We start from the raw sequence: 14,738 nt of genomic DNA on the forward strand, positions 1-14,738 counted from the left end.
ATGTCGTCCACCGCGATCCTGCGCTCCGAATGGATCAAAATCCGTTCCGTGCGCGGCACGTTCGGCTCGCTGCTGGCCATCCTGGTCGTCAGCGCGGGAATCGGGGCGCTCATCAGCGCCGGTGTCGGGACGGGCGAGGCCGGAGGACCCGACTACGACCCCGTCCTCTTCTCCTTCTACGGGATCAATTTCGGCCAGATCGCGGCGATCGCGTTCGGGGCGACGGCGTTCTCCACCGAGTTCCACAACGGCGCGCTGCGGGTCTCCCTGACCGCCGTGCCGCGCAGGGCCCACTTCTACGCGGCCAAGATGGCGACGGTCGCCGGCGCGGCCCTGGCCGTCGGACTGGTCACCGGCTTCGCCACCTTCTTCGCCGGACAGACGGGCATGGGGTCGTACGCGATCGGCCTGGGCGATCCCGGCGCCCTGCGCGCCACGGTCGGCGCCGGTGTCTACCTGGCGCTGATGGCGGTGCTGGCGGCCGGTCTCGCCGCGCTGCTCCGCAGCGGTGTCCTGGTGATGAGCCTGCTGATCCCGTTCATCCTCATCGTGTCGTTCGTGATCGGGGACCTGAAGTCGGCCGTCGCGGACTTCCTGCCCGACCGGGCCGGGCAGATCGCCCTGCACCAGTACCCGGACGCGGCCATCGGCCCCTGGACCGGGCTCGCCGTGACGGCGGCGTGGGCCGCCGCGGCCGTACTGGCCGGATGGCTCGCCGTCAGACGTCGGGACGCCTGATGCCTGATGCACGACGCCTGACGCACGACGCCCCACGCCTCACCCCGCACGCCCCACGCCTCAAAGCGGCCTGACAGAAAACCAGATGTCAGTGTCCGGGGGTTTACTGGACCCATGAGTACCGCGCGGCAACTCGCCCTGGTCGAGCTGCTGTGCGCCCATGCCTACCCCGCGGCCCGCGGTCCCTCCGGCGTCGGGACGAGCGGCCCGGGGTATCACCTGGCCGAACTGTCCCGGGGGGACGGCCCCTCCGGCGCGGACCAGTGCGAGGCGGAGGGCGGGGCGCTGGCGGAGATCCTGACGAACCGCTTCGGCGCGCCGCACCACGTGAGCCTGTGGAGCCTGCGTGTCCGGGGCGGCGAGGGCGAGGAGATACCGGAGCCCTGGTGGGAGCTGTGCAACAGCGTGGCGTACGTGCGCGTGTGGTGGACAGAACGCCGCTGGCTCGTCCTGGGGGTGACGCAGGACGCGGAGGACGAGCCCTTCCGCCTCCTGGCGGCGACGACGGAGACGGACCCGCCCTGACGGGCGGGCAACGCGCGTCAGTTCAGCCCGGACGCGTCAGTTCCGTCCGGGGAAACCGGCGCAGGGGCCTCCGCCGCCACCCGCAGCCGGCCGAACTCCTCCGCCATTGTCTGCGCCGTCCAATGCGCGTTCAGCCCCGACGGGTTCGGGAGCGCCCAAATCCGGGTGTCGCCGATCGTGCGCTCCTGCGGGCCGATCCGCGCTTTCTTGTCGCCGAAAGCTATGCGGTACGCGGTGACACCGACCACCGCGAGCCACCGCGGCCGCAGCAGCTGCACCTTCGCGACCAGCAGCCGCCCGCCCTCGCGGAACTCCTCGTCGCTCAACTCGTCGGCCCGCGCGGTCGCCCGCGCCGCGACGTTCGTGATGCCGAGACCGTACGTCAGCAGCTCGTCCTGCTCCGCAGGGCTCAACTGCCGGGGCGTGAACCCCGACAGGTGCAGCACCGGCCAGAAGCGGTTGCCGGGGCGGGCGAAGTGATGGCCCGTCGCGGCGGACATCAGGCCCGGGTTGATGCCGCAGAACAGTACGCGCAGCCCCTCCGCGACCACGTCGGGGATGACGCGGTCGCGGGCGGCCTCCAGCTCCTCGGCCCTCATCGGTCTGACCCGGCCCCGCTCAGAGGATCGAGCCGGGCGCGTACGCGGCGGCTTCCGGGTACCGCTTGAGGATCTCCTCGACCCGGGCGACCACCGCCGCGATCTGGTCCTCCGCCGCGCCCGTGAAGGACAGCTTGTCGGCCATCAGCGCGTCCAACTGGGCCCGGTCCAGCGGCATCCGCTCGTCGGCCGCGAGCCGGTCCAGCAACTCGTTGCGCTCCGCCCCCTGTTCGCGCATCGCCAGCGCCGACGCCACCGCGTGCTCCTTGATGACCTCGTGCGCCGCCTCCCGGCCCACCCCGGCCCGTACCGCCGCCATCAGCACCTTGGTCGTCGCCAGGAACGGCAGGTAGCGGTCCAGTTCACGCGCCACGACCGCGGGGAACGCGCCGAACTCGTCCAGGACGGTCAGGAACGTCTCCAGCAGCCCGTCGAACGCGAAGAACGCGTCGGGCAGCGCGACCCGCCGTACCACCGAGCACGAGACGTCGCCCTCGTTCCACTGATCGCCCGCCAGCTCGCCCGTCATCGACGCGTAGCCGCGCAGGATCACCATCAGGCCGTTGACCCGCTCGCAGGAACGGGTGTTCATCTTGTGCGGCATCGCGGACGAGCCGACCTGGCCGGGCTTGAAGCCCTCGGTGACCAGTTCGTGCCCGGCCATCAGCCGGATCGTCTTCGCCACCGACGACGGCGCCGCCGCCAGCTGCACCAGCGCGGTCACCACGTCGTAGTCGAGCGAGCGCGGGTAGACCTGGCCGACGGAGGTGAAGGCCCGGGCGAAGCCCAGATGCCCCGCGATCCGGCCCTCCAGGTCGGCGAGCTTCGCCGTGTCGCCGCCCAGCAGGTCCAGCATGTCCTGCGCGGTGCCGACCGGGCCCTTGATGCCGCGCAGCGGGTAGCGGCCCAGCAGGTCCTCCAGCCGGCCGTGGGCGACCAGCAGCTCGTCGGCGGCGGTCGCGAAGCGCTTGCCGAGCGTGGTGGCCTGCGCGGCCACGTTGTGCGAGCGGCCCGCCATGACCAGCTCGCCGTACTCACCCGCGAGCCTGCCCAGCCGGGCCAGCACCGCGACCGTACGGTCCCGCACCAGCTCCAGCGAGAGCCGGATCTGGAGCTGCTCGACGTTCTCCGTCAGGTCGCGGGACGTCATGCCCTTGTGGACCTGCTCATGGCCGGCGAGGGCGTTGAACTCCTCGATCCGCGCCTTCACGTCGTGCCGCGTGACCTTCTCGCGCTCCGCGATCGACGCGAGGTCGACCTGGTCGACCACCCGCTCGTAGTCGGCGAGGGCCGTCTCGGGCACCTCGATGCCGAGGTCCTTCTGCGCCCGGAGCACCGCCAGCCAGAGCCGGCGCTCCAGCTTCACCTTCTGCTCGGGGGACCACAGCACGGCCAGCTCCGCCGAGGCGTAGCGGCCGGCGAGGACGTTGGGGATACGGGGCTTCTCAGACGCGACAGTCACGTGTCCTGATTCTACTGGCGGATCCCGCAGGCCGACGCCGTGCCCGTTCTTGTGGCTTCCTACAGCTTCCTCACGACTCCCGAGCCCCCTGGGGCAGCCGGTGGTCGCCCGGAGTCCCGTACGGCAGCAGCTCCGGCCGCTTCGGCAGCCGGCCGTCCCCCGTGGAGCGGCCGGTGAGCCGCCGCATGATCCACGGCCCCAGGTACTGCCGGGCGAACCGTACGTCGCCCGAGCGCCGCGCCAGCCAGCGCACCGGTACGGCGGCGGGCAGCTCCGTACGCCAGTCGTCCTCCGCCGCCTGCCCCAGCGCCTGCCAGACCGCCTCGGCGACCCGGCGGTGGCCCTCGGCGGTCAGGTGCAGCCGGTCCACGTCCCACATCCGCTGGTCACCGAGCGCCGGGGCGCCGTACAGGTCCACGACCAGGGCGCCGTGCCGCTCCGCCAGCTCGTCGACGAAGCCGAACAGCTCCTCCATGCGCGGGCGGAACCGTTCCATCACCGGGCCGTTCCGGCCGGGGCTGCGCATCAGCACCAGCTGCTTGCAGGACGGGGTCAGCTTCTCCACCGCCTCTTCGAGCAGCCCGCGCACCCGGCCCATGTCGCACTTCGGCCGCAGGGTGTCGTTGAGACCGCCGACCAGGGTCACCACGTCGGCGGACATCGCGGCGGCGACCGCCACCTGCTCCTCGACGATCTGTCCGATGAGCTTGCCGCGCACGGCGAGATTCGCGTACCGGAAGCGGGGGTCACGCGCGGCGAAGCGGGCGGCGAGCAGATCCGCCCAGCCCCGGTAGGAACCGTCGGGCAGCAGGTCGGACATGCCCTCGGTGAAGGAGTCACCGACCGCGACAAGGCTGGTGTAGCTGGCATTCATCTCCATGGCGGAGCGATCGTACCGCGCGGTACGGCGGGCCCTTGCGGCGTCTCCCGTACGGCCCCCGCGAGCGCGGTGCCGCCCGCCCTACGCGTGCCGTCCCACCAGTTCGCGCAGCACGTCCTCCATGGTCACGAGCCCTTCCAGCTTGCCGTCCTCGTCCAGGACGGCCGCCAGGTGCGTACGGCTGCGACGCATCGCGTTCAGGACGTCGTCCATCGGCGTCGTGTCCGTCACTCGCGCGATCGCCCGCATCGCGGAGACCGCGAACGGGGTGTCGCGCGGGGCCGCGTCCAGCGCGTCCTTCACATGGAGGTAGCCGAGGATCCGCCGGGAGGCGTCGACCACCGGGAAGCGTGAGAAGCCCGACTCGGCCGCGAGCCCCTCCAGCGTCTCCGGCGTGACCCCGACCTCCGCCGTGACCACCCGTTCCAGCGGCATCACCACGTCCCGCACCGGCCGCCGCCCCAGCTCCAGCGCGTCCTGCAACCGCTCGGCCGACCGCTCGTCGAGCACCCCGGCATGACCGGCGTCCGTGACCAGACGGGACAGCTCGTCGTCCGAGTAGGTGGCCGCGACCTCGCTCTTGACCTCCACCTTGAGCAGCTTGAGGAGGCTGTTGGCGAAGGCGTTGACCGTGAAGATCACCGGTCGCAGCGCCCGGGCGATCGCGACCAGCGGCGGGCCGAGCGCGAGCGCCAGCCGGACGGGGCTCGCCAGGGCGATGTTCTTCGGCACCATCTCGCCCAGCAGCATGTGCAGATAGGTCGCCAGGATGAGGGAGATCGCGAACGAGAACGGGTGGATCAGTCCGTCCGGCAGGCCCACCGCGTGGAAGAGCGGCTCCAGCAGATGGGCGATGGCGGGCTCGGCGACGATGCCGAGCACCAGCGTGCACAGGGTGATGCCGAGCTGCGCCGCCGCCAGCAGGGCGGCCACGTGCTCCAGCCCCCAGATGACGCTGCGCGCGCGGCGGTTCCCCGCCTCGGCCTCGGGCTCGATCTGGCTGCGGCGTACGGAGATGAGGGAGAACTCGGCGCCGACGAAGAGGGCGTTGAGGGCGATCGTGAGCAGTCCGACGATCAGCTGGACGGCGGTCACCGGCCACCCCGCTCGTCCGTGCGGGCCGCCGGACCGTCTCCGTTGCCGCTTCCGCCGGTCATGCCCCCGCCGCCCCCGCTGCCCTTGCCACCTTCGCCGCCCTCGCCAGCTTCGCCGTCATCTGTCGGAATCGGCGACCGCAGCAGCAGCCGGGCCGCCCGGCGGCCCGTGTCGTCCACCACCTCCAGCTGCCACTCCGCCACGTCCAGCCGGTCGCCCCTGGCCGGGATCCGCCCCAGTGAGGCCGCCACCAGCCCGGCGAGTGTCTCGTACGGCCCTTCGGGCATCCGCAGCCCGATCGTCTCCAGCTGGTCGGACCGGGCCGCGCCGTCCGCCGACCAGAGCCGCCGGCCGCGCGCGTCCTCGCCGACGGATGCCAGGTCCGAGGTCTCGTGCGGATCGTGCTCGTCCCTGACCTCGCCGACGACCTCCTCGACGATGTCCTCCAGCGTCGCCACCCCCGCCGTACCCCCGTACTCGTCGATCACGACGGCCATCGTCATCCCCGCTGACAACCGGTCGAGGAGCTGGTCCACCGTCAGCGACCCGGGGACCAGCAGCGGCTCGCGCAGCAGCCCGGACACCGGCCGCCGGGGCCTCTCCTCCGCCGGGACGGCCAGTACGTCCTTGATGTGGGCGATGCCCACGACGGTGTCGAGGCTGTCGCGGTAGACGGGGAAGCGGGAGAGCCCGGTGGCGCGGGTGGCGTTGGCGACGTCCTCCGCCGTCGCCCGCACGTCGAGGGCGATCAGCTGCACGCGCGGCGTCATCACGTTCTCCGCCGTCAGCGACGACAGGCTCAGCGTCCGTACGAACAGCTCGGCCGTGTCCGCCTCCAGTGCGCCCTCCTTCGCGGAGTGCCGGGCCAGGGCGACCAGCTCCTGCGGGCTGCGGGCGGTCGCCAGCTCCTCGGTCGGCTCCATGCCGAGGGCGCGCACGATGCGGTTCGCGGTGTTGTTGAGGTGCGCGATGAAGGGCCGGAAGGCCAGGGTGAAGTACCGCTGCGGGGTGCCCACCGTCGTCGCGACGGCGAGCGGGGAGGAGATCGCCCAGTTCTTGGGGACGAGTTCGCCGACGACCATCAGGAAGACCGTCGACAGGGCGGTGCCGATCACCAGGGCCACCGAGGACGCGACGGAACGGGACAGCCCGGCGTCCTCGACGGGCCCGCGCAGCAGCTTGCCGAGCGAGGGTTCCGCGAGCATGCCGACGACCAGGTTGGTGACAGTGATGCCGAGTTGGGCGCCGGAGAGCTGGAAGGTGAGGCTCCGTACCGCCTCCAGGGCGCCGGAGGCCCCCCGCCGCCCCTCGTCCGCCGCCCGCTCCAGCTCACCGCGCTCGACGGTGGTGAGCGAGAACTCCGCCGCGACGAAGGCGCCGCAGGCGAACGACAGGACGACCGCCACGACGAGCAGGAGCGCTTCGGTCATCGGTCCACCTCCGTCCCATGATCGGCCGGCCGATCGGTCGCCGCCCGACCGGATCGCCACAGATCGCTACAGGGAGGGTGGCCCGTGGCGGGACGCTCACACGTCAGGACCCCGGGTTCACCCGCCCGGCGGCTCGACCGACCCCGTCCCGCCCCGTCGCGCGGGGCCGGCTCACAGCGGTTTCACCCAACGCCGCCAGTGATCCTCCCGGTGGTAGCCGCCCGCCGACCACGCGTGGCGCGCCCCGTCGTTGGCCTCCAGCACCATGGCGTCGACCCGGCGCCCCCCGAGGGCGGTGAACCGCCGCTCCGCCGCCTCCGTCAGGGCCGTGGCGATCCCCTGCCTGCGGTGGGCGGGGTGGACGGCCAGCCGGTACGCGTGACACCGCCAGCCGTCGAAACCGGCGATGACCGTGCCCACGAGAACCCCGTCGCGCTCCGCGAGGAGCAGGGCCTCCGGGTCCCTGGCGAGGAGCCGGGCCACTCCGTCGTGGTCGTCGCTGACGCTCACCCCCATGGCGGCCTCGCGCCAGAACAGCAGGACGGCGTCGATGTCGGCGGGCGAGGCGGGCCGGATGAGGAGATCGCTCATGGGACGAGCCAACCAGGGCGCCGACCGGTCGGGCGAACGGTTTTCGTACGGTACGGATTTTGTACGGTACGGATTTTGTACGGACCCTCCGCGCGCCGTGCCGCTCCCGGGCTCAGGCGAGCCAGTCGGTGTAGCGCGTGGGGGCGAGGTGCGCGTCCCCCCTGGCGATGAGGACGTCGCCCTCGACGGCGCCGAAGAGTCCCGCCGTCGGGTCGGTGACGACGCTGCGGCCGTCGGGGCGGGCGGCCAGGGTGATCCGGCCGAGTTCGTCGAGGGGGAAGACGTCGGGGCCCGCGATGTTGCGGATGCCCTGGAGGGGCGGGCCCGCCGCGACGCCGGCGACCGCGTCGGAGACGTCCTCGGCGGCGATCGGCTGGAGGGGGGTCGGGGGCAGGCGGACGACGTCGCCGCTGGTGGTCCAGGACAGGGTGGCGTCCATGAACTCCATGAACTGCGTGGCACGGACGATCGAGTACGGGATCGGCCCGGCCGTGAGGATGTCCTCCTGGAGGGCCTTCGCCCGGTAGTAGTCCAGCTGGGGCACCTGGTCCACGCCGACGATGGAGAGGATGAGGAAGTGGCCGGCCCCGTTCTTCCCGGCGGCGGCCAGGAGGTTGTCCATCGACGTCTGGAAGAAGGCCAGGGACGCCTCGTCGAAGGTGGGGGAGTTCGTCAGGTTGACGACGACGTCCGCCCCCGCCGTCGCGGCGTCCAGGCCCTCGCCCGAGAGCACGTCGACGCCGGTGGACTGGGAGTGCGGCACCGCCTCGTGACCGACGGCGTTCAGCTTCTTCACGACCTGCGATCCGATGAGCCCCGTACCGCCGATGACTGCGACCCTCATGACATGCCTTTCCGCTCGGGAGGTGTCCGACGGGTGACATACATGCCCGTGGACGGACCGTACGCACAAACCCGGACACGTGTTGTCCGCTTCTCTGCGGACGATACCCGGATGCATCGTGTCCGAGTCAAGGGCGGGGTGGATTAAAGTGGCCGGATGAAGATGTCCGGTGGGGTCGAGTGGGCGTTGCACTGCTGTGTGGTGCTCACCGCGGTGGAGGAACCCGTCCCCGCGGCGCGGCTGGCCCGGCTGCACGACGTGTCGGCCACGTATCTCGCCAAACAGATGCAGGCGTTGTCCCGGGCGGGGCTGGTGCGGGCGGTGCAGGGCAAGTCGGGCGGTTACGTCCTCACCCGGCACCCGGCCTCGATCACGGTGCTCGACGTCGTGGAGGCGGTCGACGGGGCAGGACCGGCGTTCGTCTGTACGGAGATCCGGCAGCGCGGACCGCTGGCGAGCCCGCCCGAGTCCTGCACGGCGCCCTGCGGCATCGCGCACGCGATGGCCGTGGCGGAGGCGGCGTGGCGGGACTCGCTCGCGGGCGTCTCGATCGCGGACCTGGCGGGGCGGGTGGATCCGCCGGGGAGCGGGGCGGGCGCGCTGGCGGGGATGGGGGCCTGGCTGACGGCGGCTCAGGAGGAGTGAGTCCCGGGCTTCGCGGCGACCTCGGCCCCGCTCAACTCCCCACGAAGCAGAACTCGTTGCCCTCGGGGTCCTGGAGGACCTGGAACCGGCCGTACGAGTCGTTCACCACGCCGCCCACCGGGACGGCGCCGAGCCGTACGGCTTCCGCCGTCGCCTCCTCGACGTCGCCCGCGTCCAGGTCGAGGTGGAGCCGGTTCTTGGCGACCTTGCCCTCCGGCACGAGCTGGAAGGCGATCCGGGCGAACCCGGGCGGGTCGACGTACGACCAGTCGGGGGTACGGTCCACCGGCTCACCGCCCAGCAGGGCGGCCCAGAACCGCGCCAGTCGGGCGGGCCCGGCACAGTCGAAGACGATCTCCTCGATACGCGCGCGCATGCGGCCCACCTTACGGCGGAGGGGACGCGGTTCCGCGCGGCGCGGCGCAGCGGGGGCGGGTGCCGTTGCCCGCCGTGCCGGACCGGCGTGTGGGGTGACCGAACGGGCCTCCCAGGCCCCGAGAGCATGTCTTACGAGCGGTTCGTATCGCCGTACGGGCGAATCGCGTGGCCGCGCGTGTCCTCCGTCCTGTCGGAGCGATACCGAGCCGGAGCCGAGGCCGGGGCCGGGGCCGGAGGCGCGTGCCGCGCGCCGAATTCCGCCGCGTCCCAGCCCCCGCCCAGCTCCGGGGCCAGCCAGTCGGGCGCCAGCGCTCCGAAGTCCGCCGGGGCCAGCGCGCCCGCTCCCGCCGGTACGGCGCCGAGCAGCGGCGCCCCCGCCGACTCCGGGAGGTCCGCGAGGTTGCAGCGTGCCGCGAGGTCGGGGTCGTCGGGCCAGCTGCCGATCACCACCCCGAGGGGCTCGACGCCCCTGGCGCGCAGCGCCTCGGTCGTCAGGGCGGTGACGTTCAGCGTGCCGAGACCCGCCGCGGCCACCACCAGCACCGGAGCGTCCAGCAACCGGGCCACGTCCGCGAGCGTCCCGCCGGCCTCGTCGAACCGCACCAGCAGCCCGCCCGCGCCCTCGACGATCACCAGGTCGTGCTCCACGGCGAGCTTCAGCGCCGCGTCGGCGATCTCGTCGGGCGACACAGCGGCCAGGCCCGCGCGACGCGCGGCCGTGGCAGGCGCCAACGGCTCGGGATACCGGGCGAGTTCCACCACGGTCAACGCCCCCACACCACCACGGCCCGCCCGGGGCCCGGCGACCTGCCCGACCACCCCTACCTGCGCGGCGGTACCGCCCACCTCCGCCTGCGGGGCGAGTGCGCCGAACCGGGTCTGCCGGGCCGCCCCGAGCGGGTCTGCCTGACCAGCAGGCTCCGCCTGGCTGCCTGTACCGCCCACCGCCTCCTGCCGGGTGGGTGCGCCGGGCCACGTCTGCCCGGCCGACCCGAGCGGGTCTGCCTGACCGGCAGGCTCCGCCTGGCCGTCCATGTCGGCCGCCTCCGCCTGCCGGGCGGGTGCGCCGGACCACGTCTGCCCGGCCAATCCGGGCCGATCCGCCCGACCGGTCACGTCGGCCGCCGCCCGTCGGGCGGATTCGGCGTACGCGGTCTGTCCGGGCGATCCCGGGCGGTCCGCCACCCCGGCCGACCCCGTCGGTCCGGCCACGCCGCCCCCGGGCGCCGCCTCACCGGCCACGCCGCCCCCGGCCGACCGAGCGGCCGCACCCGAGCGGCCGAGGGGCCGAGGGGCACCCGCCAGGCGGGCCGTCTCCGCCGCGTCCCCCCGTTCGTCCAGGGCGACGCCCGTCTGGGCCGGTTTCAGGACCGCTACCGTGTGGCCGTGCGCGAGGGCCGTGGACGCCACCGCCGCCGTGACGACCGTCTTGCCGACCTCCGTGCCCGTGCCCGTCACGATCAGTACCGGCATGTCAGCCCTCTTCCGCCGCCGCGACCACCGCGCGGCAGATTCTCGTGATGTCGTCGTCGCCGGTGACATACGGAGGCATCGTGTAGACGAGGTCGCGGAACGGCCGCAGCCACACGCCCTCGCGGACCGCCGCGCGCGTCGCCGCCGCCATGTCCACCTCGTGGTCCAGCTGGACGACCCCGATCGCGCCCAGCACCCGGACGTCCATGACGCCGGGCAGGCCCGACGCCTTGGCCAGGCCCTCGCGCAGTCCCGTACCGATGCGTTCGACCTCCGCCCGCCAGTCCTGGGCCAGGAGCAGTTCGATCGAGGCCAGCGCGACCGACGCCGCCAGCGGGTTGCCCATGAAGGTCGGGCCATGGGCCAGTACGGGTACGTCGCCCCGCGCGATGCCCTCGGCCACCCGCGCCGTGCACAGCGTCGCCGCCATCGTCAGATAGCCGCCGGTCAGCGCCTTGCCCACGCACATCACATCGGGCGAGATCCCGCCCTGCTCGGCCGCGAACAGCGTGCCCGTACGGCCGAATCCCGTCGCGATCTCGTCCAGGATCAGCAGCACGTCGTGCGCGTCGCACGCCTCCCGCAGCACCCGCAGATACGCGGGGGAGTGGAAGCGCATCCCGCCCGCGCCCTGCACCACCGGCTCCACGATCACCGCCGCCAGCTCCCCGGCGTGGCGCCCGATCAGCTCACGCAGACCGCGCGCGTACGTCTCGTCGTACGCGGCCGGCGGCGCGTCCGCGAAGATCTGGCGCGGCAGCACCCCCGACCACAGCTCGTGCATCCCGCCGTCGGGGTCGCACACCGACATGGGCTGCCAGGTGTCCCCGTGGTACCCGCCCCGCCAGGTCAGCAGCCGCTGTTTGGCCAGCCGGCCCACCGAACGCCAGTACTGGAGGCACATCTTCACCGCGACCTCGACCGACACCGAACCGGAGTCGGCGAGGAACACGTGCCGCAGCGGCTCCGGGGTGATCTCGACCAGCTTGGCCGCGAGCCGTACGGCGGGCTCGTGCGTGAGCCCGCCGAACATGACATGGCTCATCCGGTCCAGCTGGCCGCGCGCCGCGTCGTTGAGGACGGGGTGGTTGTAGCCGTGGATCGCCGACCACCAGGACGACATCCCGTCGACCAACTCGCGCTGCCCGTGGGCGGGCCGGGCCAGCCGGAGCCGTACCCCCGACGCGGACTCCACGACCAGCGGCTCCGCACGGCCCGGCATGGGGCCGTACGGATGCCAGACGTGGGCCCGGTCCAGCGCGAGCAGTTCCTCCGGGTCCGGCGCGAGCGATGCCTCCGGGTCCAACGCGGACGGAGACACGGACGGAGACACGGACGGCGGCGCGGTCTCAGGCATTCGGGGCGAGGTCCGTACCGGCACCCCGGCGCCGTACGGCCACCAGATCCGTCCGTACGGTGTCCGCCGGAGCCGCGTCGGCCCGCGCCGCCGGGACCGTACCCGAGCACCCGCCCGTACCCGTGCCCCCGTCCGCCCCGTCGCACGGCCCGCAGCCCCCGCCGCTCCGGTGCTCCGGCAGCGTCGTGGTGTCCGCGCCCTCCACCTCGAACCCGGCGTCGGCGATCATGTCCAGGTCCGCCTTGCCCTCCTGGCCCTCGCTCGTGAGGTAGTCGCCGAGGAAGATGGAGTTGACCAGGTGCAGCGCGAGCGGCTGCATCGTCCGCAGATGCACCTCGCGCCCGCCCGCCAGCCGCACCTCCACGTCCGGGCAGACGAAGCGCGTCATGGCGAGGATCCGCAGACACCGCTGCGGGGTGAGGTTCCACTCCTTCGCCAACGGCGTTCCCTCGAAGGGGATCAGGAAGTTCACCGGCACCGAGTCCGGGTCGAGCGCGCGCAGCGAGAACACGACGTCGACCAGGTCCTCGTCGCTCTCGCCCATGCCCGCGATCAGCCCGGAGCAGGCCGAAAGGCCCGCCGCGTGGGCCCTGTTCACGGTGTCCACGCGGTCCGCGTAGGTGTGCGTCGTGGTGATGTCCCCGTACGTCCCCTCGGACGTGTTCAGGTTGTGGTTGTACGCGTCGGCTCCCGCCGCCCGCAGCCGCTCGGCCTGGCCGTCCGAGAGGAGCCCGAGGCACGCGCAGACCTCGACGCCCTCGTTCTGTTCCTTGATCGCCCTGATGGTGCCCGAGACCCGCTCGACATCGCGGTCCGTCGGCCCCCGGCCGCTCGCCACCAGGCAGACCCGCTTCGCCCCGCCGGCCACGCCCGCGGCCGCCGCCTTCGACGCCTCGTCGGGCTTCAGCCAGGTGTACTTGAGGATCTCGGCCGTGGACCCGAGCCGCTGCGAGCAGTACGAGCAGTCCTCGGGGCAGAGACCCGACTTGAGGTTGACCAGGTAATTCAGCTTCACCCGCCGCCCGAACCACTGCCGGCGCACCTTCCCCGCCGCGGCCACCACGTCGAGCAGCTCGTCGTCGGAGGTCGCCAGTACGGCGAGGGCCTCTTCGCGGGTCGGCAGCTCACGCCGCAGACCCTTCTCCACCAGCGTCTTCAGCAGATCCATGGCGTTGATCCTCGCGCACGGCGAGGCTCCGGTGCCAGGGAGGAACCCGACAACACCACCCGATCGAAGTGTGTGTATGGCCACATCCTTGCCCGATCCGGTCCCGGTTAGGGTCTGTGCGCAGCCTACAAAAGGACCCTTCCCGTGCCGCTGGACCGCCAGGACCCGCAGGATCGCCCGGACCCTCGGGACCCCCAGGACCCTCAGGACCCGCGGGGCTCGCGCCCCCGGACCGGCGGCCCCGTGTCCGCCCCGGTCGACCCTGCCCGCCCCGCCGCCGGTCAAGCGTCCGTACCGCCCGCGGTTCCCGCGCCGGCGCCGCTCCCCGATCCGTTCGACTGGACGGACGCCGAGGCGCGCCGCCGCGCCCGCGCGGGACTGGTCCGCACCCTCCGCCCCCGCCCGGCCGACTCGCCGCTGGTCGACCTCGCCAGCAACGACTACCTGGGCCTCGCCCGCCACCCCTCGGTCACCGCCGCCGCGGCGGACGCGGCCCTGCGCTGGGGCGCCGGCGCCACCGGCTCCCGCCTGGTGACCGGCAGCACCGCGCTCCACGCCGAGCTGGAGAGCGAACTGGCCGCGTTCTGCGGCTTCGAGGCGGCCCTCGTCCTGTCGTCCGGTTACGCGGCCAACCTCGCCGCCCTCACCGCGCTCACGGCCCCCGGCTCGCTGATCGTCTCCGACGCCGGCAACCACGCCTCGATCATCGACGGTTGCCGCCTCTCCCGCGCCGAGACGGTGGTCGTCCCGCACGCCGACCCCCGGGCGGTACGGAAGACACTCGACGCGCACCCGGGGCGCCGCGCCCTCGTCGTCACCGACGGGGTCTTCTCGGTGGACGGCGACGCCGCGCCGCTGGGCGAGCTGGCCGAGGTCTGCCGTACCCGGGGCGCCGCCCTGGTCGTCGACGACGCGCACGGACTGGGGGTGCTCGGCGCGGGCGGGCGCGGCGCACCGGCCGCCGCCGGGATCGCGGGAGCCCCGGGCGTCGTGGCCACGGTCACGCTCTCCAAGTCCCTCGGCAGCCAGGGCGGCGCCGTCCTCGGCCCGGCCCGGGTCATCGACCACCTGGTCAACGCCGCGCGGACGTTCATCTTCGACACCGGCCTCGCACCGGCGGCGGTCGGCGGGGCGCGGGAGAGCCTGCGGCTGCTGCGCCGCGAGCCCGAGCGGGCGGCGCGGGCCCGGGAGGTGGCGCTGACCCTGTACGGGCGGCTCACCGAGGCCGGGCTGAGCGCCGTGCGCCCGGACGCCGCGGTGGTGTCGGTCCGCGCGGCCTCGGCGGAAGCCGCGGTCCGCTGGGCGGCGGACTGCCGCGCGGCCGGCCTGGCCGTGGGATGCTTCCGGCCGCCGTCGGTCACCGACGGCGTCTCGCGGATCAGGCTCACGGCCCGGGCCGACATGACGTACCGTCAGCTCGACGCGGCGGTGGAGACGATCATCGCGACCGCGGCCCCGGTGGGCTGAGACCGTCCGGACCGCACCGGGGCGCCGGTCACGGCCCTCCGGACAAGAGCCCTCAAATACGTTCTCACGTAGCAGAGTTCACCGCT

General features: G+C 73.3%; 14 protein-coding genes and 2 pseudogenes. 4 read left to right on the forward strand and 12 right to left on the reverse strand.

Features of this window, described 5'->3' with window-relative positions; genetic code table 11:
• Nucleotides 1-738, forward strand: a complete 738-nt coding sequence (locus ACIODU_RS14395; protein WP_401767493.1) for an ABC transporter permease — start codon at nt 1-3, stop codon at nt 736-738.
• A 114-nt stretch (nt 739-852) separates the two neighbouring features.
• Entirely contained in the window at nt 853-1,263 is a 411-nt protein-coding gene (locus tag ACIODU_RS14400; protein WP_401767494.1) for a hypothetical protein, read from the forward strand.
• Between the two features lie 17 nt (nt 1,264-1,280).
• Here the strand turns inward: ACIODU_RS14400 and mug are convergent, their stop codons facing one another.
• From mug to ACIODU_RS14435, 7 genes are all read right to left on the reverse strand, one after another.
• On the reverse strand, nt 1,281-1,862 hold the full coding sequence (mug, locus tag ACIODU_RS14405; protein ID WP_401767496.1) for a G/U mismatch-specific DNA glycosylase: 582 nt from the start codon (nt 1,860-1,862) through the stop codon (nt 1,281-1,283).
• A 19-nt stretch (nt 1,863-1,881) separates the two neighbouring features.
• Nucleotides 1,882-3,324: an adenylosuccinate lyase gene (purB, locus tag ACIODU_RS14410; RefSeq protein WP_401767498.1), complete on the reverse strand. Its 1,443-nt coding sequence runs from the start codon at nt 3,322-3,324 to the stop codon at nt 1,882-1,884.
• 70 nt (nt 3,325-3,394) lie between these two features.
• Nucleotides 3,395-4,204: an SGNH/GDSL hydrolase family protein gene (locus ACIODU_RS14415; protein WP_401767500.1), complete on the reverse strand. Its 810-nt coding sequence runs from the start codon at nt 4,202-4,204 to the stop codon at nt 3,395-3,397.
• A gap of 81 nt (nt 4,205-4,285) precedes the next feature.
• Nucleotides 4,286-5,299, reverse strand: a complete 1,014-nt coding sequence (locus ACIODU_RS14420; protein ID WP_356431026.1) for a hemolysin family protein — start codon at nt 5,297-5,299, stop codon at nt 4,286-4,288.
• Nucleotides 5,296-6,729, reverse strand: coding sequence for a hemolysin family protein (locus ACIODU_RS14425; protein ID WP_401767502.1), 1,434 nt, complete (start codon nt 6,727-6,729; stop codon nt 5,296-5,298). The genes ACIODU_RS14420 and ACIODU_RS14425 overlap by 4 nt, the downstream gene beginning before the upstream one ends.
• A 171-nt stretch (nt 6,730-6,900) precedes the next feature.
• Nucleotides 6,901-7,320: a GNAT family N-acetyltransferase gene (locus ACIODU_RS14430; protein WP_401767504.1), complete on the reverse strand. Its 420-nt coding sequence runs from the start codon at nt 7,318-7,320 to the stop codon at nt 6,901-6,903.
• 112 nt (nt 7,321-7,432) lie between these two features.
• Entirely contained in the window at nt 7,433-8,164 is a 732-nt protein-coding gene (locus ACIODU_RS14435) for an SDR family oxidoreductase (protein ID WP_401767505.1), read from the reverse strand.
• A 156-nt stretch (nt 8,165-8,320) separates the two neighbouring features.
• Here ACIODU_RS14435 and ACIODU_RS14440 point away from each other — a divergent pair, with 156 nt between their 5' ends.
• Nucleotides 8,321-8,809: an RrF2 family transcriptional regulator gene (locus tag ACIODU_RS14440; protein WP_401767507.1), complete on the forward strand. Its 489-nt coding sequence runs from the start codon at nt 8,321-8,323 to the stop codon at nt 8,807-8,809.
• A gap of 31 nt (nt 8,810-8,840) precedes the next feature.
• Here ACIODU_RS14440 and ACIODU_RS14445 read toward each other — a convergent pair whose 3' ends face one another.
• The 5 genes and pseudogenes from ACIODU_RS14445 to bioB form a co-directional block, all read right to left on the reverse strand.
• Nucleotides 8,841-9,185, reverse strand: coding sequence for a VOC family protein (locus tag ACIODU_RS14445; RefSeq protein WP_401767509.1), 345 nt, complete (start codon nt 9,183-9,185; stop codon nt 8,841-8,843).
• Between the two features lie 239 nt (nt 9,186-9,424).
• Nucleotides 9,425-10,132 (reverse strand): annotated as a pseudogene (bioD, locus tag ACIODU_RS14450) (ATP-dependent dethiobiotin synthetase BioD); the annotation flags it as partial.
• 309 nt (nt 10,133-10,441) lie between these two features.
• Nucleotides 10,442-10,660: pseudogene (locus ACIODU_RS14455) on the reverse strand (AAA family ATPase); the annotation flags it as partial.
• 1 nt (nt 10,661) lies between these two features.
• On the reverse strand, nt 10,662-12,017 hold the full coding sequence (locus ACIODU_RS14460; protein ID WP_401767511.1) for an adenosylmethionine--8-amino-7-oxononanoate transaminase: 1,356 nt from the start codon (nt 12,015-12,017) through the stop codon (nt 10,662-10,664).
• Nucleotides 12,010-13,185: a biotin synthase BioB gene (gene bioB / locus ACIODU_RS14465; RefSeq protein ID WP_401767513.1), complete on the reverse strand. Its 1,176-nt coding sequence runs from the start codon at nt 13,183-13,185 to the stop codon at nt 12,010-12,012. Before bioB ends, ACIODU_RS14460 begins: the two co-directional genes overlap by 8 nt.
• A gap of 378 nt (nt 13,186-13,563) precedes the next feature.
• Here bioB and ACIODU_RS14470 point away from each other — a divergent pair, with 378 nt between their 5' ends.
• Nucleotides 13,564-14,652 carry an 8-amino-7-oxononanoate synthase gene (locus tag ACIODU_RS14470; RefSeq protein WP_401767873.1) on the forward strand — a complete coding sequence of 363 codons (1,089 nt, stop codon included), beginning with the start codon at nt 13,564-13,566 and terminating at the stop codon, nt 14,650-14,652.
• Nucleotides 14,653-14,738: the final 86 nt, after the last annotated feature.

This window comes from Streptomyces sp. NPDC088261 (genome assembly GCF_044740805.1).
Lineage (GTDB): Bacteria > Actinomycetota > Actinomycetes > Streptomycetales > Streptomycetaceae > Streptomyces.

What these genes read in the sequence shown, in the direction of transcription:
- ACIODU_RS14445 (WP_401767509.1), bottom strand. Translation starts at nt 9,185, where the DNA reads ATGCGCGCGCGTATCGAGGAGATCGTCTTCGACTGTGCCGGGCCCGCC.
- ACIODU_RS14415 (WP_401767500.1), bottom strand. Translation starts at nt 4,204, where the DNA reads ATGGAGATGAATGCCAGCTACACCAGCCTTGTCGCGGTCGGTGACTCC.
- ACIODU_RS14435 (WP_401767505.1), bottom strand. Translation starts at nt 8,164, where the DNA reads ATGAGGGTCGCAGTCATCGGCGGTACGGGGCTCATCGGATCGCAGGTC.
- mug (WP_401767496.1), bottom strand. Translation starts at nt 1,862, where the DNA reads ATGAGGGCCGAGGAGCTGGAGGCCGCCCGCGACCGCGTCATCCCCGAC.
- ACIODU_RS14400 (WP_401767494.1), top strand. Translation starts at nt 853, where the DNA reads ATGAGTACCGCGCGGCAACTCGCCCTGGTCGAGCTGCTGTGCGCCCAT.
- ACIODU_RS14440 (WP_401767507.1), top strand. Translation starts at nt 8,321, where the DNA reads ATGAAGATGTCCGGTGGGGTCGAGTGGGCGTTGCACTGCTGTGTGGTG.
- ACIODU_RS14395 (WP_401767493.1), top strand. Translation starts at nt 1, where the DNA reads ATGTCGTCCACCGCGATCCTGCGCTCCGAATGGATCAAAATCCGTTCC.
- ACIODU_RS14425 (WP_401767502.1), bottom strand. Translation starts at nt 6,729, where the DNA reads ATGACCGAAGCGCTCCTGCTCGTCGTGGCGGTCGTCCTGTCGTTCGCC.
- ACIODU_RS14430 (WP_401767504.1), bottom strand. Translation starts at nt 7,320, where the DNA reads ATGAGCGATCTCCTCATCCGGCCCGCCTCGCCCGCCGACATCGACGCC.
- ACIODU_RS14460 (WP_401767511.1), bottom strand. Translation starts at nt 12,017, where the DNA reads ATGCCTGAGACCGCGCCGCCGTCCGTGTCTCCGTCCGTGTCTCCGTCC.
- bioB (WP_401767513.1), bottom strand. Translation starts at nt 13,185, where the DNA reads ATGGATCTGCTGAAGACGCTGGTGGAGAAGGGTCTGCGGCGTGAGCTG.